This is a genomic window from Sulfurimonas crateris (assembly GCF_005217605.1).
In the GTDB taxonomy this organism is placed as follows: Bacteria; Campylobacterota; Campylobacteria; order Campylobacterales; family Sulfurimonadaceae; genus Sulfurimonas; species Sulfurimonas crateris.
Genome location: NZ_SZPX01000009.1, coordinates 76,166 through 101,390 on the forward strand (window position 1 = coordinate 76,166; position 25,225 = coordinate 101,390).

General features: G+C 38.6%; 29 protein-coding genes. 25 read left to right on the forward strand and 4 right to left on the reverse strand.

Annotated elements, in window-relative coordinates:
* Nucleotides 1-83 precede the first annotated feature (83 nt).
* Both FCU45_RS11300 and greA read left to right on the forward strand, forming a co-directional pair.
* The gene (locus FCU45_RS11300; protein WP_137015369.1) at nt 84-410 is read left to right on the forward strand and encodes a hypothetical protein; all 327 of its coding nucleotides are present in this window, start codon (nt 84-86) and stop codon (nt 408-410) included.
* Between the two features lie 10 nt (nt 411-420).
* Nucleotides 421-933, forward strand: coding sequence for a transcription elongation factor GreA (gene greA / locus FCU45_RS11305; protein WP_137015371.1), 513 nt, complete (start codon nt 421-423; stop codon nt 931-933).
* A 62-nt stretch (nt 934-995) separates the two neighbouring features.
* Here greA and FCU45_RS11310 read toward each other — a convergent pair whose 3' ends face one another.
* On the reverse strand, nt 996-1,259 hold the full coding sequence (locus FCU45_RS11310) for a helix-turn-helix domain-containing protein (RefSeq protein WP_246032295.1): 264 nt from the start codon (nt 1,257-1,259) through the stop codon (nt 996-998).
* 88 nt (nt 1,260-1,347) lie between these two features.
* Between FCU45_RS11310 and FCU45_RS11315 the strand changes: the two genes are divergently transcribed.
* The 3 genes from FCU45_RS11315 to purL all read left to right on the forward strand — a co-directional run bounded on the left by FCU45_RS11315 (nt 1,348) and on the right by purL (nt 5,151).
* Entirely contained in the window at nt 1,348-2,106 is a 759-nt protein-coding gene (locus FCU45_RS11315) for a hypothetical protein (protein WP_137015373.1), read from the forward strand.
* A 23-nt stretch (nt 2,107-2,129) separates the two neighbouring features.
* A complete protein-coding gene (locus FCU45_RS11320; RefSeq protein ID WP_137015375.1) occupies nt 2,130-2,684 on the forward strand; it encodes a type I-C CRISPR-associated protein Cas8c/Csd1 in 555 nt (184 codons plus the stop codon).
* Between the two features lie 253 nt (nt 2,685-2,937).
* Entirely contained in the window at nt 2,938-5,151 is a 2,214-nt protein-coding gene (gene purL, locus FCU45_RS11330; protein WP_137015377.1) for a phosphoribosylformylglycinamidine synthase subunit PurL, read from the forward strand.
* A gap of 1 nt (nt 5,152) precedes the next feature.
* Here the strand turns inward: purL and FCU45_RS11335 are convergent, their stop codons facing one another.
* Both FCU45_RS11335 and FCU45_RS11340 read right to left on the reverse strand, forming a co-directional pair.
* Nucleotides 5,153-5,464 (reverse strand): YqfO family protein, encoded by a 312-nt coding sequence (locus FCU45_RS11335; protein ID WP_137015379.1) that lies wholly within the window; start codon nt 5,462-5,464, stop codon nt 5,153-5,155.
* The gene (locus tag FCU45_RS11340) at nt 5,465-6,424 is read right to left on the reverse strand and encodes a 6-phosphofructokinase (protein WP_137015381.1); all 960 of its coding nucleotides are present in this window, start codon (nt 6,422-6,424) and stop codon (nt 5,465-5,467) included. It abuts the gene before it with no gap.
* A 90-nt stretch (nt 6,425-6,514) separates the two neighbouring features.
* Here FCU45_RS11340 and purH point away from each other — a divergent pair, with 90 nt between their 5' ends.
* From purH to FCU45_RS11360, 4 genes are all read left to right on the forward strand, one after another.
* A complete protein-coding gene (gene purH, locus FCU45_RS11345; RefSeq protein ID WP_137015383.1) occupies nt 6,515-8,050 on the forward strand; it encodes a bifunctional phosphoribosylaminoimidazolecarboxamide formyltransferase/IMP cyclohydrolase in 1,536 nt (511 codons plus the stop codon).
* 109 nt (nt 8,051-8,159) lie between these two features.
* A complete protein-coding gene (gene htpX, locus FCU45_RS11350) occupies nt 8,160-9,035 on the forward strand; it encodes a protease HtpX (RefSeq protein WP_137015385.1) in 876 nt (291 codons plus the stop codon).
* Nucleotides 9,036-9,113: 78 nt separating this feature from the next.
* The gene (locus tag FCU45_RS11355; RefSeq protein ID WP_137015387.1) at nt 9,114-9,995 is read left to right on the forward strand and encodes a DnaJ C-terminal domain-containing protein; all 882 of its coding nucleotides are present in this window, start codon (nt 9,114-9,116) and stop codon (nt 9,993-9,995) included.
* A gap of 3 nt (nt 9,996-9,998) precedes the next feature.
* Nucleotides 9,999-10,376, forward strand: coding sequence for a heat shock protein transcriptional repressor HspR (locus FCU45_RS11360; RefSeq protein WP_137015389.1), 378 nt, complete (start codon nt 9,999-10,001; stop codon nt 10,374-10,376).
* Between the two features lie 3 nt (nt 10,377-10,379).
* Here FCU45_RS11360 and murA read toward each other — a convergent pair whose 3' ends face one another.
* Nucleotides 10,380-11,663: a UDP-N-acetylglucosamine 1-carboxyvinyltransferase gene (gene murA, locus FCU45_RS11365; protein ID WP_137015391.1), complete on the reverse strand. Its 1,284-nt coding sequence runs from the start codon at nt 11,661-11,663 to the stop codon at nt 10,380-10,382.
* An 85-nt stretch (nt 11,664-11,748) separates the two neighbouring features.
* On the opposite strand from murA, the gene FCU45_RS11370 reads away from it, so the two are divergent.
* The 16 genes from FCU45_RS11370 (at nt 11,749) to FCU45_RS11445 (ending at nt 25,079) form a co-directional block, all read left to right on the forward strand.
* Entirely contained in the window at nt 11,749-12,177 is a 429-nt protein-coding gene (locus FCU45_RS11370) for a hypothetical protein (RefSeq protein ID WP_137015393.1), read from the forward strand.
* Entirely contained in the window at nt 12,170-12,709 is a 540-nt protein-coding gene (locus tag FCU45_RS11375; protein WP_137015395.1) for a hypothetical protein, read from the forward strand. The genes FCU45_RS11370 and FCU45_RS11375 overlap by 8 nt, the downstream gene beginning before the upstream one ends.
* Nucleotides 12,703-13,419: an exonuclease domain-containing protein gene (locus FCU45_RS11380; protein ID WP_137015397.1), complete on the forward strand. Its 717-nt coding sequence runs from the start codon at nt 12,703-12,705 to the stop codon at nt 13,417-13,419. The genes FCU45_RS11375 and FCU45_RS11380 overlap by 7 nt, the downstream gene beginning before the upstream one ends.
* Before the next feature lie 35 nt (nt 13,420-13,454).
* Entirely contained in the window at nt 13,455-13,820 is a 366-nt protein-coding gene (locus FCU45_RS11385; RefSeq protein ID WP_137015399.1) for a hypothetical protein, read from the forward strand.
* Nucleotides 13,810-14,400: a 16S rRNA (guanine(966)-N(2))-methyltransferase RsmD gene (gene rsmD, locus FCU45_RS11390; RefSeq protein WP_137015401.1), complete on the forward strand. Its 591-nt coding sequence runs from the start codon at nt 13,810-13,812 to the stop codon at nt 14,398-14,400. The genes FCU45_RS11385 and rsmD overlap by 11 nt, the downstream gene beginning before the upstream one ends.
* 48 nt (nt 14,401-14,448) lie before the next feature.
* Entirely contained in the window at nt 14,449-15,492 is a 1,044-nt protein-coding gene (locus tag FCU45_RS11395) for a flagellar basal body P-ring protein FlgI (RefSeq protein ID WP_137015403.1), read from the forward strand.
* Nucleotides 15,493-15,501: 9 nt separating this feature from the next.
* Nucleotides 15,502-15,786, forward strand: a complete 285-nt coding sequence (locus FCU45_RS11400) for a rod-binding protein (protein WP_137015405.1) — start codon at nt 15,502-15,504, stop codon at nt 15,784-15,786.
* 70 nt (nt 15,787-15,856) lie between these two features.
* Entirely contained in the window at nt 15,857-16,066 is a 210-nt protein-coding gene (locus tag FCU45_RS11405) for a flagellar biosynthesis anti-sigma factor FlgM (RefSeq protein WP_137015407.1), read from the forward strand.
* Nucleotides 16,067-16,096: 30 nt separating this feature from the next.
* Nucleotides 16,097-16,525, forward strand: a complete 429-nt coding sequence (locus FCU45_RS11410; RefSeq protein WP_137015409.1) for a hypothetical protein — start codon at nt 16,097-16,099, stop codon at nt 16,523-16,525.
* A gap of 1 nt (nt 16,526) precedes the next feature.
* On the forward strand, nt 16,527-18,410 hold the full coding sequence (gene flgK / locus FCU45_RS11415) for a flagellar hook-associated protein FlgK (RefSeq protein WP_137015411.1): 1,884 nt from the start codon (nt 16,527-16,529) through the stop codon (nt 18,408-18,410).
* Nucleotides 18,411-18,416: 6 nt separating this feature from the next.
* Nucleotides 18,417-19,211: an ABC transporter permease gene (locus tag FCU45_RS11420; protein WP_137015413.1), complete on the forward strand. Its 795-nt coding sequence runs from the start codon at nt 18,417-18,419 to the stop codon at nt 19,209-19,211.
* 68 nt (nt 19,212-19,279) lie between these two features.
* Entirely contained in the window at nt 19,280-19,849 is a 570-nt protein-coding gene (locus FCU45_RS11425) for an anthranilate synthase component II (protein WP_137015415.1), read from the forward strand.
* Nucleotides 19,846-21,039: a hypothetical protein gene (locus tag FCU45_RS11430; protein ID WP_137015417.1), complete on the forward strand. Its 1,194-nt coding sequence runs from the start codon at nt 19,846-19,848 to the stop codon at nt 21,037-21,039. The genes FCU45_RS11425 and FCU45_RS11430 overlap by 4 nt, the downstream gene beginning before the upstream one ends.
* A gap of 87 nt (nt 21,040-21,126) precedes the next feature.
* A complete protein-coding gene (locus FCU45_RS11435; RefSeq protein WP_137015419.1) occupies nt 21,127-22,461 on the forward strand; it encodes an ATP citrate lyase citrate-binding domain-containing protein in 1,335 nt (444 codons plus the stop codon).
* Between the two features lie 9 nt (nt 22,462-22,470).
* On the forward strand, nt 22,471-24,285 hold the full coding sequence (locus tag FCU45_RS11440) for a citrate/2-methylcitrate synthase (protein WP_137015421.1): 1,815 nt from the start codon (nt 22,471-22,473) through the stop codon (nt 24,283-24,285).
* A 146-nt stretch (nt 24,286-24,431) separates the two neighbouring features.
* Complete coding sequence (locus FCU45_RS11445) at nt 24,432-25,079, forward strand: pilus assembly FimT family protein (protein ID WP_137015423.1); 648 nt, start codon at nt 24,432-24,434, stop codon at nt 25,077-25,079.
* The last annotated feature ends 146 nt before the right edge of the window (nt 25,080-25,225 follow it).

Genomic DNA, 25,225 nt, shown 5'->3' on the forward strand with positions numbered 1-25,225 from the left:
ATATATGTTCATAAAAAAGTACTGAATATTTACAAATAGTTGATATTATTTTCTTACATTTTTTAAAAAAGAGGGGATAAGATATGCAAAAAGAAGCGATGCTGACACAACTTGGTTATGTTCCAAACAGTGCTTTGGTTCAACAACTTCAGAGGATTGAAGAAAATACAGCGGGTTATGAAAAAATACAAAAACACATTATGGACCTGCATGACCATCTAAGGGTAGACGGCTCATACATTGCAATGTCAAATTCAAACGATTTTTTTAAGATAAAAGTTGAAGCTCCAAGCGCTGAGATTGCCCAAGAAGCGCATGAAAAAATTAGACATTTTAGTGAAAAATATAAAGTTGCAATCAATAAGCTTGATAATAAAAACACCTATTACATACTAGGATTCAGCTATTAGCAAAGAGCCTATGAGCATTGAAGGGTATGACCTTTTGATCGAAGAGTTTAAATTTTTGCTTGAAGTAGAAAAACCAAAGGTCGCGCAGGAAAAACTTGTTGCGGCTGCTTTGGGCGATAGAAGCGAAAATGCCGACTATCAGGCTGCTAAAGAGAAGCTTAGGTTTATTGACAAAAGGCTTTTTTATCTAAACTCTATGATAGAGAAGTCGCAAATTATCGACCCATCAACACTCCCGCACGACAAAGTCAGTTTCGGCAGCAGTGTAAAGATCATAAATCTTGAGACGGATGAAGAGGAGAGCTACACCATCTGCGGTGTTTTAGAGTCAGAACCTGAAAATGGACTTATATCTGTCCACTCTCCGCTTGCTCGTGCAATGATGGGCAAACAGGTTGAAGATGAGTTTAAGATCACACTTCCGCTTGGAAAAAAGGAGTATGAAATAGTTGAAATAAGCTATGAAAATATCTTCTCGTTAAAGAAAAACATACGCACAAAACCTGACTTTTCATTTCATTAAAATATATTGTTGTAGCTTCTCTGAAGTACAATGATATAAGCTTTAATTTAAGATATAAAATATTATTCTAATTCTAAATTTTTGAAAAATTCACATATATCTACATCTAACACGTATGCTATTTTTGCTAAATTTTCTAAATTAAAATGAATATTATTATAATAAACTTCCGCACTTGATATTGGAGAAACAGATTTGTAACCAATAGCATATGCTAATTTTAACTGGGAAACACCTTTTTCCTTTCTTATATTTTTTACATTTTCTCCTATCTTTATGTGAAGTTTTTTAGAGAAGTCTTTTTTCAACAATTCAATATCTTTCAATAATAAACCCTAACATACTAGATTGTTTAAAGTTTAATCTGATACAATTTTTTATACAATCTAATATATTAGAGCAAGGTGGAGAAAGATGAAAAAGATTATTACTACATTTATAGTTGGATGTATAACATTATTAGGTGCGAATGAGATAAAACCATTTGGAAAATTTAATTTTGGAGATAGTTTTTCAAGTATCCATAGTTCCATTTGTTCTATTGAAAGCATTGAAAAAATTAGTTTACAAAATGATGTTCATTTATTTAAAGCAGATTTTTGCAAAAGTAAAAAAAATGCATTAAAATTATTTGATAAATATTATGCAAATAAATTTAATCAAAGAATGATGGAAAAAATAAATATGCAAGGGTTTAATCATTTAATATGGAAACCAGCTATGTTTATCGTTGCTGACAGTGTAATAATACAAGGTGTTAAATATAAACTTTGGCTTGAATTTAACACAACTAAAGAAGGTGTAGTAGGTAGCTATTTATTAAATCAAAATGACTCAATAAAACTTGATACAAAAATTATGCCAATGCAATTAAGCAATTTAGAGCTAAAATTAAATAATTCAGACTTTAATAAAGTACATCAAGAGTCTGTTTTTAAAATCTTATGGAAAAAATATGATAAATTTGTAAAATCGAGTAAAGATAAAGAAAGGTTTTTGAAAACAAAAACATTTCATGTTGAAGACAAAAATAAAAATTCAATTCGATATGATGGTTATTCAATAAATTATGATGGATTAAGTTATGTTTTAAAACTACAAACTAATGCCGTTACTAAGTACTTAAAGGAGCAAGCTCAAAATGTCGATAGTGGCTCTAGCAATGATTTGTAATAATATTTACATAGGACAATTTTTTGGAAAAACAAACAATAAGAATAGAATGGGACGGTGCATATAGCTTAGAAGATATTGGATATTCTTTTGATGATAATTTTGAAAGTAAATATGTTGAAAATTCTAAATTAAATAATAAAATTAAAGATTATGGTCTTTATCAAATTTATGGAACACACCCAGTATATGGTAATGATGTTCTATTGTATATTGGAAAAGCATTGCAACAAACTTTTAGCAAACGAATATCACAAGAAGAATGGGAATATAATAGTGATTGCAAAAATATAAAAATTTATGTGGGAAGACTTTTTTCAGTAAACGATGAAATACAGCCATCTGATAATGCTTGGGAGACTATGATAACACAAGCCGAAAAGATGTTGATTTATTCGCATTCACCAGCTAAAAATTCTTCAAATATATTACATTTATCCAATAAGGAAGCATTAAAAAAATTTAAAAATTTAAAAATATTAAATTATGATAATTACAGAAGCTTAATGCCTGAAGTTTCAGGTGATATTTGGGTAGATTGTTTTCATGAGTATAAAATTTTTGAATATAAGAATTGACAGCCTTCCTAAAAACTCCTTTTGAAGTTTTTTCTCCTATTAAAGCTTTTATTAAAATGCGCAGAAAATTGGTTTAAAATAGAGTTTCCAAACTCTAAAAAAGGAGTATGAAATAGTTGAAATAAGCTATGAAAACATCTTCTCTTTAAAGAAAAATATACGCACAAAATCTGACTTTTCATTTCATTAAAAATCTTTTTACCTCATATTAGATATAATCCCACTTTAAAAACTAAATTTTTAGGATTCCCCTGTGAGCCAACAACTAGAAAATATTGAAAAAGTACTCGCTTCGCATAAGCTTTCAAATGACGATTACGCGCATATCAAGCAGATTTTAGGACGTGAACCGAACTTAGTAGAGATAGGGATTTTTTCTGCAATGTGGAGTGAACACTGCAGTTACAAATCATCAAAAGTTCACTTAAGCGGTTTTCCGACCAAGGCTCCATGGGTTATTCAAGGTCCTGGCGAGAATGCGGGAGTTATCGATATCGGCGGCGGATATGCTGCTGTTTTTAAGATGGAGTCACATAACCATCCAAGCTTTATTGAACCGTATCAGGGTGCTGCAACTGGTGTCGGCGGCATTATGCGTGACGTATTTACGATGGGAGCCCGTCCTGTTGCAAACCTGAATGCTCTTAGATTCGGGAATGTTTTAAACAGTGATGACATATCAAAGCATCAGAGATATCTGGTTCGCGGAGTAGTTGAGGGCATCGGCGGTTACGGGAACTGTATGGGAGTTCCTACAATAGGCGGCGAGACAAGTTTTGACGAGTGTTATAACGGCAATATTTTAGTAAATGCTTTTACTCTGGGACTTGCAAAAAGCGATGAGATATTTTACGGAAGAGCAGACGGTATCGGCAATCCGGTAATCTATGTAGGCGCAAAAACAGGGCGTGACGGTTTGGGCGGCGCAGTTATGTCGTCTGACAGTTTTACAGAAGAGTCTAAGTCTCTTCGTCCAACAGTTCAAGTAGGTGACCCTTTTACTGAAAAGCTTCTGCTTGAGGCTTGTTTGGAACTCTTCAAAACTGACCACGTCGTCGGTATTCAGGATATGGGAGCGGCAGGACTAACATCGTCTTCATTTGAGATGGCGGGGAGAAGCGGCAGCGGTATGATAATGCACTTGGACCGTGTTCCAGCACGTGAAGAGGGTATGCAGCCGTACGATTTTATGCTCTCGGAAAGCCAGGAGCGTATGCTTCTTTGTGCTAAAAAGGGAAGCGAAGCTGAGATAATCAAGATCTTTGAGAAGTGGGACCTAGATGCTGCTGTTATTGGCGAAGTTACAGGTACTGGCAAGATGGAGCTTTTCTGGCATGGAGAGAGAGTTGCAGAAGTTCCTGTTGACCCGGTAAGCGAAGAAGCACCAGTACTAAACCGCCCTATGGTGCGCCCAGCGTATTTGGATAAGATCGCAGATGTCACTATAGACGATTTTGCAAAAGTTGCGAATCAGGAAGCGTTTGAGAAACTCACAAAATCTATGGAAGTTGTAGATAAGTCATGGATATATACACAGTATGACTCAATGGTACAGACAAATACCGTTAAAAAAGGCGGGATGCTTGATGCTTCCGTTATCCGCGTAAAAGAGAATGGTAAAGCTCTTGCAATGTCAGCTGACTGTAATGTGCGTTACTGCTACATAGACCCAAAAGGCGGAGCTGCTGCGGCAGTTATTGAGTCGGGCAGAAATGTTGCGATGAGCGGGGCAAGACCTTTAGCTATTACCGATTGTCTAAACTACGGTAATCCTGAAAATCCTGAAGTTATGTGGCAGTTCGGACAAGGATGTCTGGGGATAAAAGAGGCTTGTGCAGCTCTAACTACTCCTGTTATCGGCGGAAATGTCTCTCTTTACAATGAGACGAACGGAGTATCTGTTTTTCCTACTCCTTCCATCGCAACCGTAGGTGTCAATGATGACGCTGAGAAAGTATTGATGTCAAGCTTCCAAGAAGAGGGGAACACTCTCTATCTGGTAGGCGATAACATGAGCGAGTTCGGCGGCTCTCTTTACATGAAAGAGATCTGTGGAACAGTTGCAGGAAAACTTCCTGAGATCGATTATGAAAAAGAGCTTGCTCTTTGGGAACTGGTCATAGAAGCAAATAAAAAAGGCATTTTAGAGTGTGCAAAAGATGTAAGCAGCGGCGGTGTTGCGATCGCTCTTGCAAAAATGGCGGCTGTAAGCGGTCTTGGATGCAGCGCTAAGATGCTCGTAAAAGATGAGAGAGATATCTTTGCTGAGAGTATGAGCCGCGCGATCATTGAGGTTAAGCAGGAGAATAGCGCCTCTTTTGAGAGTATGGTTGGAACTTTAATGTGCCAAAAGATCGGAACTGTAGGCGGAGATAAGATCAAAGTGAACAACGTTGAGATGAGTATGCAAGAGCTTCAGGATAACTACTTTAACACATTTAAAAGAGTTATCGAGAGAGAGCTGTAGTCTAAAACTCTTCCATCCTAAAAACCTCATAAGCCACCTCTTCGTATGGGTGGCTCCCTTTTAAAACTTTAACAGCTTCTTTTATAATTTCAGCAGAGCAGATCATCTCTACTTTATACTCCTCTACATACTCTGTTTTGTCAAGTTCTCCGATATATGGATTTGCCTTGTTTACGGGCTTAAACTGTCCGGTTCCGAGTGTCTCAAAAGAGCAGCACTCGTAGTTTTCATATTTACCCACACCGATAGCAAACAGAGCTTCTTTTACTCTCTCTTTATCCTCAGATGGCACGAAAAAGTTGAGTTTATACATCTAAAACTTCTTTAAATAGCCCAAAAGCTCGCTATCTAGTTCATATTTTTTGTTTGCTATTTCATCTATGCTTTTGTACTCAAACCCTTTTTTTGTATAGCAGATCACGCTCTCATCTCTGCCGCCGAGCAGACCGTCAATGGCGTGATTTACAAATTTATATGCCATAAGCCTGTCATAAATTGTCGGGTTTCCGCCTCTTTGCGTATGCCCTAAGATTGTCACTCTCGACTCAAGCCCTATCTTTTCTTCAAACCACTCTGCAATCTCGCTTGACTCCTCTTTTATCCCCTCTGAGACAACCGCAATGAAGTATTTGCGCCCGCTTTTTATCTGCTCTTTAAAGCTCTTTTCATACTCTTTTAAATCATACTCTATCTCTGGGATTAGACAGAGTTCAGCGCCGCTGCATAGAGCTGAGACAAGTGCTAGGTAACCGCAATTTCTTCCCATAGTCTCTATGACAAAAGCTCTTGAGAACGAGGCTGCGGTGTCTCTTATATTGTCAATAGAGTCTTTGATGACATTTAGCGCGGTATCGACTCCCAAGCAGTACTCGGTGCCGTTTATGTCGTTGTCTATTGTAGAGGGTATACCGCAAAATTTTATTCCGTGCTCTTTGTAGAAAATATCCATTCCTCTAAAAGAGCCGTCACCTCCAAGAACAAGCAACATATCGATACTTAGGGCGTCAAGATTTTTCTTCGCAACTTCTCTAAACTCTTTTTGCATAAATCTCTTGCTTCTGGCACTCCCGATTATGGTTCCGCCGCGGTTGATGATTCCCGCTGCATCTTTATGAGTTGCTATCTCTATTTTGTTATCAATCAGCCCCTCAAAACCGTCATAAACGAAGTAGGGTGTCAAACCATTTTGCAGTGAATATTCGACAAACTGTTTCAGAGCTGGATTCATACCGCTTACATCACCGCCTGAGCATAAAATAGCTATATTTTTCATCCGTTTTTCTCAATTTTCATTTTTTTAAGTTTACCATCTTCTAATCTCTAATTAGATAAAATTCCATAATTTATTTTCACAAGGTCATTAATGAAAAGAGCATTGGTAAGCGTTAGCGACAAGAACGGCGTAGTAGATTTTTGTAAATCTTTAGTAAAAAACGGTTTTGAGATCATCTCAACCGGCGGAACTTATAAAATATTGGTAGAAGAGGGCATAAAAGCTATTGAGATAGATGAAGTTACAAAATTTCCTGAGTGTTTTGAGGGGCGTGTAAAAACACTAAACCCATACGTTCACGGCGGTATATTACATAGACGTGACAAGCAGTCTCACCTGGATCAGGCAAAAGAGCTTGGCGTTGAGGCAATTGATCTGGTGTGTGTAAACCTCTATCCTTTTAAAGCTACAATAGAGAAGACCGATGATTTTGAAGAGATTATAGAAAACATTGACATAGGCGGTCCTGCAATGGTGCGCTCGGCTTCTAAAAATTTTGACAGTGTTATGATTGTAACGGATGTAAATGATTATGCAAAAGTTATAGACGCGATAGAAAACGAGAAAAATACGCTTGAGTTTCGCCGTAATCTTATGATAAAAGCGTTTGAACATACCGCAGCATACGACTCAATGATCGCAAACTACATGAACAAGCGCTTTAACGGCGGTTTCGGCGAGAAGCAGTTTATAGTCGGAGAAAAGGTTATGAACACTCGTTATGGCGAAAATCCTCACCAAAAAGGGGCGCTTTACGAGTTTGACAAACACTACTCAAACAACTTTAAAACCCTAAAAGGCGAAGCTAGTTTTAACAACCTAAATGACCTAAGCGGCGCGGTTAAGATAGCTTCTGCTTTTGGAAGCGACAATGCGGTTTGTATCACAAAACATGGCAATCCTTGCGGTTTTGCTATCCGTGACAACCTAGTAGACGCGTACGAAGAGGCTCTAAAGTGTGACCCTGTTTCAGCGTTTGGCGGTGTTGTTGCGGTTAACGGCGTTGTGACAAAAGAGCTTGCACTTAAGATGAATGAGATATTTTTGGAAGTAATCATTGCAGGACGTATTACCGAAGAAGCCCAAGAGGTGTTTGCTTCTAAAAAGCGTATAAAACTATTTGAGATGGGACATGATAAGTTAGTTCTTGCAAATGATGAGAAAGATTTTAAGCATATCGACGGCGGTTTTGTCTATCAAGATGCCGATAAGGTAAACGACGATGAGGTTAAAAATGCAAAACTTATGACTTCAAGAGAAGCAACAAGCCAAGAGAAAAAAGATATGGAGATAGCTTACAAAGTGGCATCTCTTACAAAATCAAACTGTGTCGTTTATGTCAAAAACTCTGCGATGGTAGCTGTGGGAATGGGCATGACTAGCCGTGTCGATGCAAGCCAGTGCGCACTTAAAAAAGCAAAAGAGATGGGACTTGACGTAGAGGGTGCTGCACTCGCAAGCGAGGCGTTCTTTCCTTTCCGTGACTCAATCGACGCTGCTGCTGCGGCAGGCGTGAAGTCTGTAATAGAGCCGGGCGGAAGCATCAGAGACGATGAGATCATAGAAGCCGCAAACGAGTTTGGAATGAGCCTTTACTTCTCAGAAGTCAGACACTTTTTACACTAAAATATTATCTGCATGTCAAGCACCCTGCTTGGCATCGACTCAAATCTATTTACCCTTTCATTAACCTATCTTAAACTATAATTTTCAAAAAATAAAACTAGGAAAAAAAATGTTTAAAAGAGTCGGGCTTTTCCTTCTTACAAACTTGGCTGTAATCGTTGTTATCAGTATCATTGTCAATATTTTTGGACTAAATAGATTTTTAAACGAAAATGGTCTTGATCTAGGATCTCTTTTTGTTTTTTCTCTGGTTGTCGGCTTTACAGGCTCTATCATCTCGCTGTTGATGTCGAAGAAGATGGCGAAGATGGCGGTCGGAGCGAGAGTTATAACAAATCCTGCAAATCAAGAGGAGTTATGGCTTATGGATAGCGTGGCAAAGATGTCTGCAAAAGCCGGTATCAAGATGCCAGAGGTTGCAATATTTGAAGATATGAGCCCAAACGCTTTTGCAACGGGAGCTTTTAAAAATGACGCTTTGGTGGCGGTGAGCCGCGGGCTTCTAAGAAGCATGAACCAAAGAGAGGTTGAGGCAGTTTTAGGTCATGAGATAGGTCACGTTGCAAACGGAGATATGGTAACTCTCACACTTCTGCAAGGTGTCGTAAATACTTTTGTGGTATTTTTTGCGCGCATAATCGGTTACGTCGTTGACAGGGTTATTTTAAAAAACAGAGGCGAAGGAGTCGGTGCGGGCTACATGATAGCAAGCATTTTAGCAGAGATAGTTTTGGGAGTGCTGGCTATGATGATAGTTATGGCATTTTCAAGATACAGAGAGTACAGAGCTGATGAGGCAGGTGCGTATCTCTCTAGCAGGGAGAATATGATAGCCGCTCTTGAGGCTCTTTCAAGATCAAAAGAGGAGCCGCATTTACCTGAACAGATGAAGAGTTTTGGAATAAACGGCAAGGGTTTAATGGCGCTATTTAGCACGCATCCACCGCTTGAGGATAGAATTGAGAAGCTAAGAAGATCTGCTTAAACTTGATTGACTTTGACTCAACTCTTATGATATAATTTCGCTTAATAAACAATAATATAAATTTTAGGAAGAGAAATAATGAGTAAATCTTTATATGAAACACTAGAAGTTTCTGAAAATGCAAGCGAAGCAGAGATAAAAAAAGCGTATAGAAAATTAGCAAGACAGTACCATCCAGATGTAAACAAAGATAAAAATGCAGAAGATAAGTTTAAAGAGATAAATGCCGCGTATGAGATACTTAGCGATAAACAGAAAAAAGCACAGTACGATATGCACGGGGACAATATGTTCGGCGGGCAGAATTTCCACGACTTTTCACGCTCACACGGCGGCGGACAGGCAGATTTGGATGATATTTTAAGAAGTATGTTCTCAGGTGGAGGCTTTGGCGGTTTCGGCGGCGGCGGATTTAGCTCCAGAGGCTTTAACGACGGTTTCTCACAACAGCAGCAGCCAAACCTCGATATAGAGACAAGCGTTACAATACCTTTTAGCGTCTCTATTTTAGGCGGTTCTCACTCGGTTTCAGTTAACGGAGAGAGATTTGACATCAAGATCCCTGCAGGTGTTAAAAGTGGAGAGAAGATGCGTGTCAAAGGAAAAGGACACGCACAAGGCGGTAGAGCTGGGGATCTCTTTTTAAAGATAAATGTCGCTTCAAATCCTGAGTATATCAGAGAGGATGACGACCTAATTAAAAAGTTTGATGTGCCTCTTTATGCGGCGCTTTTTGGGGAGAAGATATCTGTTCAAACTCTTGAGAAAGAGATAAAACTCAAAATTCCGCAAAACACAAAGAATGGACAGAGATTCCGTGTAAAAGAGATGGGCGCTATGAACAGAAAGACAAAAGAGCGCGGAAATCTCTACTTAGAAGCTAATATAGTTCTGCCAAAAGTTGAAGATCTGGACGAAAAGCTAGTAGAATTAATGAAAGAAAAACTGCCCAAGGAGTAAAGTATGATACATCAGTATGACGAACCGGTATATTTGATCAGCATTGTCGCAAAGGTTTTGGATATACATCCGCAGACTCTAAGACAGTATGAGAGGGAGAATCTTGTAACACCCTCAAGATCAAACGGCAGAATAAGGCTCTACTCACAAAGAGATATAGACAGGATCAAGCTCATACTAAGACTTACGCGTGAGCTTGGAGTAAATCTGGCGGGTGTTGATGTCATACTGAGGCTCAAAGAGAATGTTGATAATATGGAACAGGATATCAGAGATCTTAAAAATGAGCTTTTAAGAGCGAAGAACTCTCAAACGGTCTCGCATGATAAAGCTCTTGTGACTAAAAAGAGTATCTACGAGATGATAATATTTGAAGATTGATCGTTAAGCCGATCCCTCTTTAAGTCTTGTTATATCTGCTCCCACATTTTGAAGCTTCTTCTCTAAGGAGTCATATCCTCTATCAAGATGGTAGATACGGTGAACGTCTGTAATACCGTCTGCTACAAGCCCTGCTAGGACAAGTGCGCTTGAAGCTCTTAGATCAGTTGCCATGACATCGGTTCCGCTTAGTTTTGATCTGCCGTTTACCGTTGCCACATTTCCGTTTAGGGTTATATTTGCACCCATTCTTTGAAGCTCACTAACATGCATAAATCTGTTCTCAAAGAGTCTCTCTTCGATTATAGATGTACCGTCTGCCTGAGTTGCAAGTGCTAAAAACTGAGCCTGCATATCGGTTGGAAATGCAGGATACTCCTGAGTGACTATCTTGACAGGTTTTATAACTTCTGATGGATGGATGGTAATTGAATCATCTGTAATAGTGAATTTACTGCCCATCTCTTGAAGTTTTGAGATTACAGAGCCTAGATGTTTCGGGTTTACATCCTTTAATGTCAGTTCCGATCTTGTAATAGCCGCAGCACAGAGATATGTTCCAGCTTCAATACGATCTGGAATAACGCTAAAAGGGTCGATATTTAAGAGTTTTCCGGCTGTTCCGTGGATCGTTAAGACCGCTGTTGCAATACCTTCTATTTTCACGCCGTTTGCATTTAAGATCTCACAAAGCTGTACAACTTCGGGCTCTCTTGCCGCATTGGTAATAGTCGTTACCCCATCTGCAAGAGCTGCCGCCATAACAATATTTGCGGTTCCAGTTACGGTTATCTTATCAAAAATTATCTCGCACCCTTTAAGACCATCCGGAGCGGTTGCGTGAATATAACCGGCTTCTATATTTATGACCGCGCCCATCTGCTCTAGTGCTTTTAAGTGAAGGTCAACAGGTCTCTGCCCTATGGCGCAACCACCCGGAAGCGAGACTTCACAGTGTCCGAACCTTGCTAAAATTGGTCCCAAAACAAGTATGGAAGCGCGCATGGTTCTGACGATGTCGTAAGTCGCTTTTGTCTCTTTAAGATCTGATGTATCTATTGTCGTTATATTCTCTTTATCGCTCCAAGATGAAGAGCACTCGGCTCCCAGATTTGAGAGTAGTTTTAAGAGTGTATTTATATCCGCAACATGAGGAAGATTGTTTATAGTTACGCTGTTGTTGGCAAGAATAGTCATAGCTATTAGCGGCAGAGAGGCGTTTTTAGCGCCGGAAATTTTTATCTCTCCACTTAGGGAGGCAGCTCTTTTAATCTGTAAGTAATCCATGTCTCTCTTTTTTTTTAAATGTGAAATTATATCTAAATTAGTTTTGCTTTTTGGTATAATCGCTTAAGCAAACAGAGGAATATTGATGAGTTCAGCCTTAGATAGATTAAAAAATATAACAAATAAGATCTCTAGTTACGAGCGTGCCAGAAAAGATAACTTAACTCTGCTAAAAGAGCTATATAACGAACTTGGCATAAATGAAAAGGTTGAAGAGTTTAGCGATCTTTTTCATTTCAAGGCCATAAATCTCTCAGGTGCTTCGCTTCTTAGCGAGAGTCTTGGAGAGATAAAAAAAGGAAAATATCTTCAGATACTTGCCATCGGTTATGACAAAGAGGCGGTTGTAAAGAGCAAAAATATCTCTCTGGGCTACTATGGAAAAGCAGAAAATGTAGATGCTGGGCTTAAAAATAAAATAGTAGAATTTATCATCCGCTTTAGATTTGAGAAGAGTTTTATGACGCTTGAACACTACTACACTATGCTTGAAACATTTAAAGCAGATGAGTAGGTTTTATCTCTTTTTATGGCTTAGATGGGCGGCGCGTCTCACTCTTTGCAGTACCTCCCTTGCGGCATTTTCATCTTTTTTTCTAACCGCAATAATTTATGTTCTAAGAGGATTGCCTGAGCTGAATATGGAGATAATAGGCGCTCTTATTGATATTTTCAAATTTTGGTTTCCAGTTTTTTTCTCTTTTACGATCTTGATTGCACTCTTTAGAGGGTTGAAGTATATATTTAACAGCTGTATAAACGGTTTTGAGCTAAAGCTTTTGAGTTGTGACTCTAAGGATGTAATTGAGAGCGTAGGCTACGGAGATCTGGTGAAGGTTTGGCGAAAATGGTTGATGCTGCTTATCTGGTTGATCGGTTCCATCATGATACTCGCAATTATCTACACAAACCTCTTTACATCTTACAGCACTCTTTTTGAGTGGTTTAATATCTACTGGCTCTATGGTTTTATTCTTATTAGCGGCTACTTCTCTTTTATCATTATGAGTTCTAGATGTAAAAAAGTAAAGATCGTAATATGCTGATATTTTTAGATTTAGAGACTACAGGGCTGCAAAGTAGCGATAAGATCTGCTCTATCGGAATAATAGCCGTAGATAAAGAGGAGAGCTTAAGTCTCTATGAGCTTGTAAATGAGGGCAAAAAGATACCTGCAGAAGCTTCAAGCATCAACCATATAACAAATGAGATGATAAAAGGCAGACCTTCACTAAAAGAGAGCAGCGCATGGAAATTTCTGAGTGAGCACAATCATGAAAGTTCGACTCTTATCGCGCACAATATCAATTTTGACCTAGGCATGCTTGAGTCCTCAGGATTTGTATGGCAGGGCAAAACGCTCGATACATTAAGAGTCACAAAACACCTTATGCCAGAGTGCGAACAGTTCTCTTTGCAGTTTTTGAGATATGAGCTAAAGCTTTACAGAGATGAGCTGCAAGAGGCGCTTAAATTTGCTCTGGATGGTGGAGCAGTAGCGCATAATGCACTTGGTGATGCATTGTGTGTAAAACTTCTATATGAGTCTCTATTACAGATAAAAGAGCATGACACTTTAGTCGAACTGACTCAAAAAAATGTTTTGATGCAGAAGTTTGATTTTGGAAAATACAGCGGAAGATATATTGAGGAGATAAGTATGTGCGACAGGGGCTATCTGGAGTGGATGCTCTCAAATATAAGTGACCTGGATGAGGATATGAGGTATACCCTCAAAAGATATTTACATGGTTGATATGATATACTTCAAACTAAAAAACAAGGATTGCTTTGAGAGTAGCTGTTGAGTGCAAATCGCCGTTAATGCAAAAATCACTAGAACTTTTCTTGGACAAACATCTTAGTTCCGTAAAAAATTGCGATATTCTAATCAGGGACGTAAAGTGCTTTGATGATGAGAGATGTTTTTATATCTCAAGCGCCAAAGATGCTGATCTGCTAAAGCCATTTTCAAAGTCACAGCTTATTTTGGCGTTGGAAAAAAGATACAAAAGTATGAACAAGACAAAGGTAGAAGAGGATCTCGAAGAGGATGAAGATCTTGATTTTGACATTTTGCAAAAACGCATAGAGTCGCTTACACAAGAGTATCAGGCAAATATTTTAAAGGTAGTGCGCGCATTTTATGAAAAGTAAAACGATAACTAAAAAAATAGTATCCGGAAAATTTAAAAACAAAACCTTAAAACTCCCCTCAAAAACAACGACAAGGTCTTCAAAAGCTATAGTTTTGGAGTCATTTTTTAATACCGTGCAGTTTGAGATCATAGACTCTACCTTTGTAGAGCTATTCTCAGGCAGCGGCTCCATAGGTCTTGAAGCTCTTAGCCGCGGTGCAAAAAAGGTAATCTTTATGGAGAAGGACTCTGAAGCGCTGAAGATATTAAAAGAGAACATAGCGCAGACCGACCCTACGTCATGCGAAGTTCATAGCGGCGATACGTTTTCAAATATTGCAACCGTAGTAAAATCACTGCAGAAAAAAAATGAAGAAGCATATTTCTATATTGATCCGCCATTTAGCATAAGGGAGGGGATGAAGAATATCTACGACAAGATGATCTCTCTTATCGCCTCTTTGCCTAGAGAGTGCGTGAAACTAATTATAATCGAGCATATGAGCACTCTTGAGATCCCACAAAAGATCGGCAAATACTTAATAACTAAATCTAAAAAATTCGGAAATACCTCTTTAACATATCTCCAAAGCGAGTAAATTGGAATAGATATTGCTGCTACATCGTTAATATTCCAAGGATTAGCGATGAGAACGATCATTTTATTTTTACTTACTTTTACAACTATATATGCCGCTAAAATAAGCGATGTAGCAAACATCGTCGGAGTTAGAGACAATCACCTTATCGGCTATTCACTTGTAGTTGGTTTGGAAAAAACCGGTGACGGAACGACTTCAAAATTCACACTCCAATCAATTGCAAATATGCTAAAAGCTATGAATATAGATATGAACTCAATAGATATCAAGTCAAAGAACGTTGCGGCTGTCGTTGTAACGGCAGAACTTGCTCCTTTTGCAAGACAGGGTGATAAGATAGATATAACCGTCTCATCGATCGGTGATGCAAAATCACTTGAGGGTGGAACGCTTCTTATGACTCCACTAAAAGGGGTTGACGGCAAGATATATGCACTTGCTCAGGGTGCAATAAGTATAGGCGGCAGAAACGGACAGGGCGGAGGAGATTCTCATCCGACAACAGGTCTTATTTATGATGGCGGTTTGGTTGAGAGAGAGATCAGCATTGACCTCTATAACCAAGAGTTTATAACACTATCACTCAAAGATGCAAATTTTCAAAACAGCGTAACAATCCAAAAGACTCTAAATGAGCTCTACAGCACGCAGGTGGCGGTGGCACTAGATTCAAGGACTATAAGACTCAAAAAGCCTCAAAACAAAAGCATGGTGGAGTTTTTAGCTGAGGTTCAAGAGATAGATATGGACTATAACGTAAAAGACAGGATCGTTATTAACGAGAGAACCGGAACTATAATATCCGGTGTCGGCATAGAGATAAAACCTATTGTAATGACGCATGGGGATATAACGATTAAAATTACTGAACAAGATGAGCTAAGCAGACCGGCAGGCTCAATGAGCGTAGATGAAAATATGGTAATCGGACTTAATGAAAATGAGCTCTATACGAAAACAGGAAGTACGACAGTGGCAAATCTTGTCCGATCACTGCAAAAACTCGGGGCTACGCCAAAAGATATTATCTCTATCTTAGAAGCTATCAAGAGTGCTGGAAGTATCTCGGCCGAGCTAAAACTAATATAAGGATAGTAGATGAATATAGTAGATACACAACTTATATCTCAGCAGCATCAACTGCCTAAGATCGATCCAAAAGCTGATGATGCGAAGCTAAGAGAGCAGACGGATGCTTTTGAGTCTGTCATTTTAAAGATGTTAATGGATGATGCAATGAAGGATGAAAAAAATCTTTTTACCCAGGAGAATGATCCTGGAGATAAGATATATAAGTCAATGTACAGAGAGGAGCTTGCAAAGGCAAGTGCCGGAGGGTTTGGTTTTTCTCAAATGCTCTACGATTTTTTAAGCCGGAAGTAGCAAAAAAGCTAATATTTTATCTGTTTTTGTCGATATGGTTATATTGATAAGAAGATAAAAAGGATAAGTTATGATTTCACAAGTTAATCAAGCGGGTGTTCGCACCGCTTATACAAACACTTTAGGTGAAGAGAAGGAAGTCTCCAAGAAATCTTCCGCAACAGTTTCGCAACAGGGTGATACAAGTAAGGTCGAACGGATAAAAGAGGCTCTTGAGTCCGGCGAATATAAAGTAAATCTGCAAGCTCTTTCAGAGAAGATAGCTGAAGAGTTGATGTAGGTTTAAATTCAAACAAATAAGGATTATGCCATGTTATCTTATCATTTACAAAGCGCTATAAACGATTTAAGAGATTTAATAAAAATTACGGAATCAGACATAGAAGATATTCAGGTGGCAAATCACAATCCTCAGTTTGACAGATTAAAGCTAAAAGAGGAGAAGCTAAAGAGCTTTGAATCAAAAAAAGCCATGATAGACCATGAGATCTCTGCTCTTATACGTCTTCATCCAGACGTAGAGCTGCCAGAACTTTTAAATGAAGAGCAGCATACTATGTTAAATGAGCTAAAAGTTGAACTCTCAAATCTGCACTCAATCAATAAGCGCTATGCAAAACTTGTTCTTGCGGTCAGCAATCTCTATAACACTTTTTTAGAAAACTTAATCCCTACAGAGATGAACGGTTACAACAAGGTCGCTTCGAAAGATTCGACCATATTGAAAGTGAGAGCGTAGTATGGCTTCAATATTTAATACATTAAACATCGGCTACAGTGGACTTTCAGCGGCTCAGGTCGGAGTAAACACTACCAGCCATAATATAACTAATGCCGAGAGCGACGGCTATACTAGACAAAGAGTAGTAACCGCAGCAGCAACACCTATCTACAGTGCAGCCGGAAATGTTGGAAACGGCACACAGGTCATGGATATCGCCCGCATATTTGATAATTTTGTTTATGACAGATATACGGGAATTTCATCCGATAAAGAGTACTCTGATTTTACTAAAAGGACGCTAGAAGAGCTCTCGACTTATTTTCCTGAGATAGATGATGTCGGAATAAAGTCGGATCTCAAAGAGTACTACAATATGTGGCAGACATTCTCGGATAATCCTGACAATGATGCTATAAAACTGGCACTGGCGAAACAGACAGAGACGCTCTCTTCAAGTATTTCATCTGTTCAAAATAAAATTGTAGATCTTCAAAAAAGCATTAATGAGCAGCTCTCGGTAAATGTAAAAGAGGTAAACACACTAGCCGAAGAGCTTGCAGGTGTTAACAAATCTATAGAGATAGCAGAAGCCGGCGGAGCCTATACAGCAAATGATTTAAGAGATCAAAGAAGCTCGATCGAATTAAGACTTGCAAAGCTAATAGGTGCAGAGTCGCATATTGAGAATATCACCTCAAATTCTGCAATAGACAGCTCGTCAAACGAGGGATACGGCAGTTATACTTTGAGCGTGAACGGTTTTAATATAGTTGATGGCGGCTCTTTTCACCCTATACACATTTCGAGTGACAATAATATTAACGGATTTTACGAGCTCTCGTATGAGAGACAAGACGGCGTGCTTATATCTATGGACGAAAGTATCCAAGGCGGCAGAATAGGCGCAATTTTAGACCTCAGAGGAGACAAGAGACTCGATGATACCTCAGGTGTGCCGAGTAACGGAGTGTTGCAACAGGTTATTGATCAGATGGATGCTTTTGCCAACACACTGATAGAGTCAACAAATAATCTTTATGCTGCTAGTGCTACAACAAAGATGGAGTCAAATACCATTGACATAAGTGACACTCAGTCAATAGTTCGTTCATCACTTAATATAAACAATGGCTCTTTTGATGTGGTTATGTATGACATCGACGGAAATGTGACTGCAAGAAGAGCTATAAATATAGATTCAGTGACTTCCATGACGGGTGCCCCGGGCTCTAACTCGATAGAGGGACAGTTGAGTGCACAGGGAGATGACAATGGTGATGGGAATGCCAATAACGATATAGATGATTTTATACAGTTCAATTGGGCTACATATCCGGACGGAACCAATGCGGTCGAGTTTATTATGGATCCTGCTTATGCGGCTAAAGGGTATACTTTTGCAATAGAAGATAATTTAACGGATGGAGATTTTAGTACTGGTACAAACTTTGCGGGAGCATTGGGGTTAAATAGATTTTTTGACGGCAGCAATGCAAAAGATATCGATCTGAGTTTCAAACTAAAAGAGAACACTACAAATATTTCGGCAGGAAAATCTTCTGTAACGGGTGATAATAGACTCTCTATGGACATGATTCAGCAGCAGTTTGAAAAGTATGATTTTGAAGTAGGGAATGCGGTGTATAACTCTACGATTTATGGTATGTTTGATGTTATAGCGACTGAAGTCGGTGTCACAACAAATCAGGCAATAATAAACAATCAGACTATTTCAGCTCAATTTAACGCTACAGAACTGGAGTTCTTCTCTATCTCAAAAGTAAGTATTGATGAAGAGTTGACAAATCTTATAAAGTACCAGACAGCGTACGGTGCGGCTTCAAAGATTATTACTACGGTAGATCAGATGATGCAGACACTGCTCGGAATTAAACAGTAACTCTGTATGCCGAAATTTAGTATATTTATACTTCTGTTTGTATTTGTACTCTCTTTTTTCGGCTCTTTTTTTTATGGCGTCGATGCATACTCTTTAAACAGTACTGCTATTTTACTGCCGCCTTCAGGTGAGCATATTTTGGGTACAGACAGGCTTGGCAGAGATATTTTAGCAAGGCTTATAGAGGGAGGCAAAGTCTCTCTTATTATCGGAGTAGGGAGTGCATTTATAGCCTCTTTAATAGGTCTGATCTTAGGATCTATGGCTGGATATTTTCGCGGAAGTGTAGACAGAGGCTTCGTTGTCTTAGTTGACCTCTTTTTGACATTCCCTACATTTTTTCTCCTTTTGGCACTTGTTAGTTACGTAAATGCCTCAGCTTGGGTACTAATAGTAATTATCTCTATTACAGGATGGATGACCACGGCGAGACTTATACGCTCAGAGAGTTTTAGCATAACATCTCAGCCCTATATTAAGATACTAAATATTGCAAAGGTCAGCAAGCTAAAGATACTTTTTAAATATTACGCTCCGCTTCTGGCTCCAATATATTTTGTAAGCTTTACTTTTGGAGTTGGCGGTGCGATTCTGGCAGAGTCTGGACTTAGCTTTTTAGGACTTGGAATTGTAGCACCTCAGATGAGCTGGGGAACGATTCTCAGCAGCGGAAAAGATGTTGTAGAGATCGCGTGGTGGGTCAGTTTTTTCCCTGGTCTTATGATATTTTTAGTCACGTTCTCTCTTATAAATATCTCGAATTACCTTCAGCAGTTAACCAACAAAAAAGAGATCCAATAAAAAATTTAAATAAGTGATACAAAAGAGCAAAAGCGATATAATGCACCCAATTGAATTTAGGATAAATTATGATTTTAATGATTGATAATTATGACAGCTTCACCTATAATATCGTGCAGTATTGCAGAGAGTTGGGGGCTGATCTGAAAATAATTAGAAACGACGAAATGAGCGTTGAAGAGATAGAAGCACTTAATCCCGAAAAGATCATAATTTCCCCAGGTCCTGCAACTCCCGATGATGCAGGTGTTACTCTAAAAGTGATAGAGCACTTTAAAGATAAAGTGCCAATTCTGGGTATATGTTTGGGGCATCAAAGCATTGCTCAGGCTTTTGGAGCAAAAGTTGTTCGTGCTAAAAATATGATGCACGGTAAAACATCTACGATGAAGCGTACAAAAGAGTGCGAGATATTTAAAGATATTCCAAAAGAGTTTATTGCAACCAGATACCACTCTCTCATAGTAGACAAAAACTCTCTTCCCGATACCATAGAAGCAACGGCATACAGCATGGATGATGATGAGATAATGGCGCTTAAGGTAAAAGACAAAGATATTTACGGTGTCCAATTTCATCCCGAATCCATCATGAGCCAGTATGGTCATGAGATGATCGGAAACTTTTTAAAGATATGAGCATAAGAAACATCTTTTTCTTGATAATAGGATTAGATGCACTCTGGCTTGCCCTGCAGATAGGGGAACTCTCTATCTCTTACAATGAGGCTGAAATTTTAAATGGAGATTTTTCCTTTCTGCAGCTTTTAATAAATAGCTCAATCATGCTCTTTGGTCAAAACGATTTTGCTCTGCGACTTCCTATGATACTTCTGCATATTTTGAGTGCCATTCTACTGTATGATATATCAAAAAATTACATAAAAGTTCAAAGAAACAGACTTTGGCTTCTTATAATCTTCATTCTTCTACCCGGAGTTATAAGCTCATCCATCATTGTTAACAGTGCAGGTTTGGTTCTCTTTGGTCTGCTTCTGTTTGTATATATTTATGAAAATTACTCCATAAAGTACAGCTATATTCTGCTTCTTTTTTACATGCTTATTGATGGTGGATTTTCCGCTCTTTTTATGGGGCTTCTTTTCTATTCGCTTTATAAAAAAGATAGAAAATTTCTTCTGTTTAATCTGGTTATGTTTTTATCTTCTCTATCTATTTACGGGATAGATACACACGGTTCTCCAAAGGGCTATTTTCTGGACTCCATAGGAATATATGCAGCAATCTTCTCTCCAATCATCTTTATTTATCTTTTTTACACGCTCTACAGAAGATACTTAACCAAAGAGTTTGATATGCTCTGGTTTGTCTCAACCGTTGCACTTCTCTTTTCACTTTTGCTCTCATTTAGACAGCGTGTGCCAATAGAGTATTTTGCTCCGTATGTAATACTCTCCCTTCCGTTGGTCGCACAAACCTTTGAGCACTCATATAGAGTGCGTTTGAGTCTGTTTAGAAGGAACTACAGACTGGCATTTGTCATCTCGCTTGTTCTGCTTTTAATAAACTCTTCCGTTGTCTTCTTTAACAAATATCTTTATTACGTTATAGAGGAACCAAAAAAACACTTCTCTTATAAAATGCATGTTGCAAAAGAGTTGGCACAAGAGCTTAAAGTCATGGGAATAGAGTGTATAAACTCAGATGAAAAGATGTCAAAAAGATTAGAATTTTACGGTGTAACAAAATGCAACAATTATCTGCTTGAAGAAATTTCTGCAGATTCTACAAAAGAGGACAGTGTAACAATAAGTTACAAAAACAGAGCAGTTTACTCTGCTAATGTTACTAAAATATACACAAATTAAATCTATTTCCTACTTAATCTCCATATATACCGTCAGATTGGTTTACATGTGATAATATTTCATAAATATTAAAAATAGGGAGTTGCAATGGCTCAAAAAGCGATTAGAGAATTTGACGCAAAGTCAATTTTGGCTAAGCATTGGGATAAGTATTTTCCAGATTTCACTTATGCATACGAAACGGTTATGGTTCAAAACGGATCAGAACTTACTAAAGCTGCAAAAGAGAAAAAATGGTTAAAAGAAAAAACATTAGTTGCTAAACCAGATATGCTATTTGGTAAAAGAGGAAAGAATGGTTTGGTTCTGTTTAAAGATGCTAAACCGGGCGATGTATCTTTAGCAAAAGCATCATCTTGGATCGATGAGAAATCTTCTGAAAAACAATCAGTTTATTTTTCATTTGACGGCGACACCCCAACAGGCGAAGCAAAAGTTGATATGCTCACTCACTTTATCGTTGAGCCGTTTACTCCACACTCTCAAGAAGAGGAGTACTACATCTCTGCAACATGTGTCGGAGATGACGATGTTCTATATATGTCTGCTGAGGGCGGTATGGAAGTTGAAGAGAATTGGGATAAAGTTATAGAAGTAGCATTCCCGATTACTGCAACAGAAGAAGAGATTGCAGAAAAAATCAAAAAAAACATCCCTAAAGATGTTGCAAAAAATGACAAAGAAGCGTTTGCTGAGTTTACAATAGGTTTCTTTAAAGCTTACAGAGAGTTAAACTTTGCATACCTAGAGATCAACCCGTTTGTTCTTCAAGGTAAAAAAGTTGAGCTTTTAGATATGGTTGCAAAACTTGACGATACTGCAGGGTTCATGATGAGAGAGCAGTGGGGCGATGTTGAGTACCCTACATCATTCGGTATGGAAGAGAAATCTCCTGAAGTTTTAGCTATCGAAGATGCAGACAGCAAATCAGGAGCTTCACTAAAGCTTACTATCCTTAAGCCAGAAGCTAGAGTCTGGACGATGGTTGCCGGCGGTGGTGCTTCAGTTGTTTATGCTGATACTATTGCAGACTTGGCGGGCATCGAAGATCTTGCTAACTACGGTGAGTACTCAGGTGGACCGACTACAAGCGAGACAAAATTTTATGCGGAAACTATTCTTAATCTTATGACAAGAGGCAAAGATGCTAAAGGCAGAGATAAAGTTCTTATCATCGGTGGTGCTATTGCAAACTTTACAGATGTTGCAAAAACTTTTACGGGTATCATTCAAGCATTTGAGAACTATGCAGACAAAATGAAAGAAGTAGGCATAAAGATCTACGTAAGACGCGGTGGACCAAACTATGAAAAAGGTCTCAAAGATATTAAAGAGGCAGCGGATAGACTAGGGCTTTATATTGAAGTTTACGGACCTGAAACGCATGTTACAGATATCGTGCGTATGGCATTAACAAAGTAAGGATTAGAGATGGCGCAACTATACACAAGAGACACACAGGCGATTTTTTGGAATAACAACGCAAGTGCTATTCAAAGAATGCTAGATTATGACTATACTATAAAAAGAACTAAACCTTCGGTAGCGGGCATTGTCGCACCTACAAGCAGCTCTAAATTTGAGAAGTTTTTCTATGGACCGGATGAAGTTATGATCCCTCTATATAAAACCACTGCAGAGGCTAAGGCTGCTCAGCCGCAAGCTGATGTACTTTTAAACTTTGCATCTTTTAGAACTGCTTACGATGTAACTATGGAAGCGTTAGAGATCGGTGGATTTAAATCTATCATGGTAACAGCTGAAGGTATTCCTGAGAGACTTGCACGTAAGATGAATGCAACTGCAAAAGCTCAAAACGTGATCGTAATTGGACCTGCAACTGTTGGTGCAATTGCTCCGGGTGCATTTAAGATCGCAAATATCGGTGGAACAATTGAAAATATCGTTCAGTCTAAGCTTCATCGTGCAGGTTCATGTGGACTAGTAACTCGTTCAGGTGGTCTTTTCAATGAACTTTCAAATATCATCGCTATCAATGCAGACGGTATTGCTGAGGGTGTTGCAATCGGCGGAGACAGATTTGTCGGTTCAGTTTTTATTGACAACCTTTTAAGAATGGAAGCAAACCCTGAAGTAAAATATATGCTGCTTCTAGGTGAAGTCGGCGGAACTGAAGAGTACAAAGTTATCGAAGCTGTAAAAAGCGGAAAAATTAAAAAGCCAATTATTGCATGGTGTATCGGTACGATCGCTAAGTACTATGACAGCGGTGTACAATTCGGTCACGCGGGAGCATCTGCAAACGGTGATATGGAAACCGCTGAAGCTAAAAACAAAGCTATGAAAGAGGTTGGGATCCACGTTCCTGCATCATTCAACGATCTACCTGAGATAATAAGCGCAGTATACCACGAGCTACATGCAGAGGGTGTTATTAAAGATATCGCAGAGCCAGCAACAAATGTATGTCCAAGCGTGAGAAAATCTAAAGAGTTTATCTGTACTATCTCTGATGATAGAGGTGATGAGGCAACATATGCAGGCTTCCCTATCTCTTCTCTTGCTACTCCTGACACAGGAAAAGGTATCGGTGATGTTGTTTCACTTCTATGGTTCAAAAAACAGTATCCGAAATGGGCTACAGACTTTATTGAGACTGTTATCAAAACGGTTGCAGATCACGGTCCTGCAGTTTCAGGCGCTCACAATGCAAAAGTTACTGCACGTGCAGGTAAGAGCGTTGTTGAATCGCTTGTAACAGGTCTTTTAACAATTGGACCAAGATTTGGCGGCGCAATTGACGGTGCTGCACAATATTTCAAGTATGCAGATGACAACAAACTTACTCCTGCAGAGTTCTTGAATCATATGAAAAAAGAGGGTGTTCCTATTCCTGGTATCGGGCATAGAATCAAATCTCTCAAAAACCCTGACTTGCGTGTAGAGGGTCTTAAGAAATATGCGGCTGCTCACTTTCCTGCGACTCCGCTACTTGACTATGCACTAACTGTTGAGCAGTTGACAACGTCTAAAAAAGAGAATCTTATTCTTAATGTTGACGGTACTATCGGTATTCTTATGGTTGATATGTGGAGAGCACTCGGATACAGCGAAGATGAGATAAATGAGTTTATCTCAAGCGGTACTCTAAATGCATTCTTTATCGTTGGAAGAAGCATAGGATTTATCGGTCACGTGCTTGATGAAAAACGTCTTGCAATGCCGATGTACAGACATCCGATGTCTGACATTCTTTACGATGTTCAGGTTGCAGAGAAACTGTAGTCTTTTTTCTAAATTTCAAGGGGATAACTCCTCTTGAATAACTCCTTATCCTTTTTACTATCTCCCCTAAATAGAATTATTTCTAAAATTCATATTTTTTTTGATATACTTATAGCAAATAGACTTTAAAAATTGACTGGATTAGCATGAAAAAAGCATTTACTATGCTCGAACTTGTATTTGTAATTGTTGTGATCGGGATTTTAGCTGCAGTAGTTATCCCTAGAATAGGATCTAATAAACTTCAAGAAGCGGCTATACAGGTTGTCTCTCACATTAGATATACACAGCACTTGGCGCTGGTTGATGATAGATTTGATGCAGGTGATCCGACATGGTATAGAGCACATTGGCAAATTTATTTTAAACATGATACTGATGGAAGCGGTGATGTTGTATATACAATATACTCGAATAAAGATTTAGATGATATGACAGTTTCTGTAAATCCTGATGCTGATGAGATTGCAAGTAGCCCTCTTGATAGACAAAATTTAACTGGTGACAGTTTGTATGCCAATAGGACAGGGAGTATGAACATAACTGATGAATATGGTATAGCAATCGCAGATATGAACACATTGATGAGCAATGGCTGTAATCAAGCAAGAAGAATATTCTTTGACCATTTAGGAAGACCTTTATTACAAAGCAATACAAGTGCCTATCAGACATTACTTACTAGTCAGTGTAGGATTACATTAACAGATGGTAGTGATAATATTGCAATAGCAATAGAGCCAGAAACAGGGTATGCGTGTGTATTAAACAGCGCAGGAACTGACTGTATTTAAAGTCTTGATTAATTTCCAAAAAAATTAAGAAATAAATAAGCGTAACTTCTCTATAATTCCCCTCCACAAACAAAGAGACCTAAAGTTTAGGACAAACAATCTAAGTTTGAGATCATTGAAAACTAAGCAAGTAAATAGACTTTAAT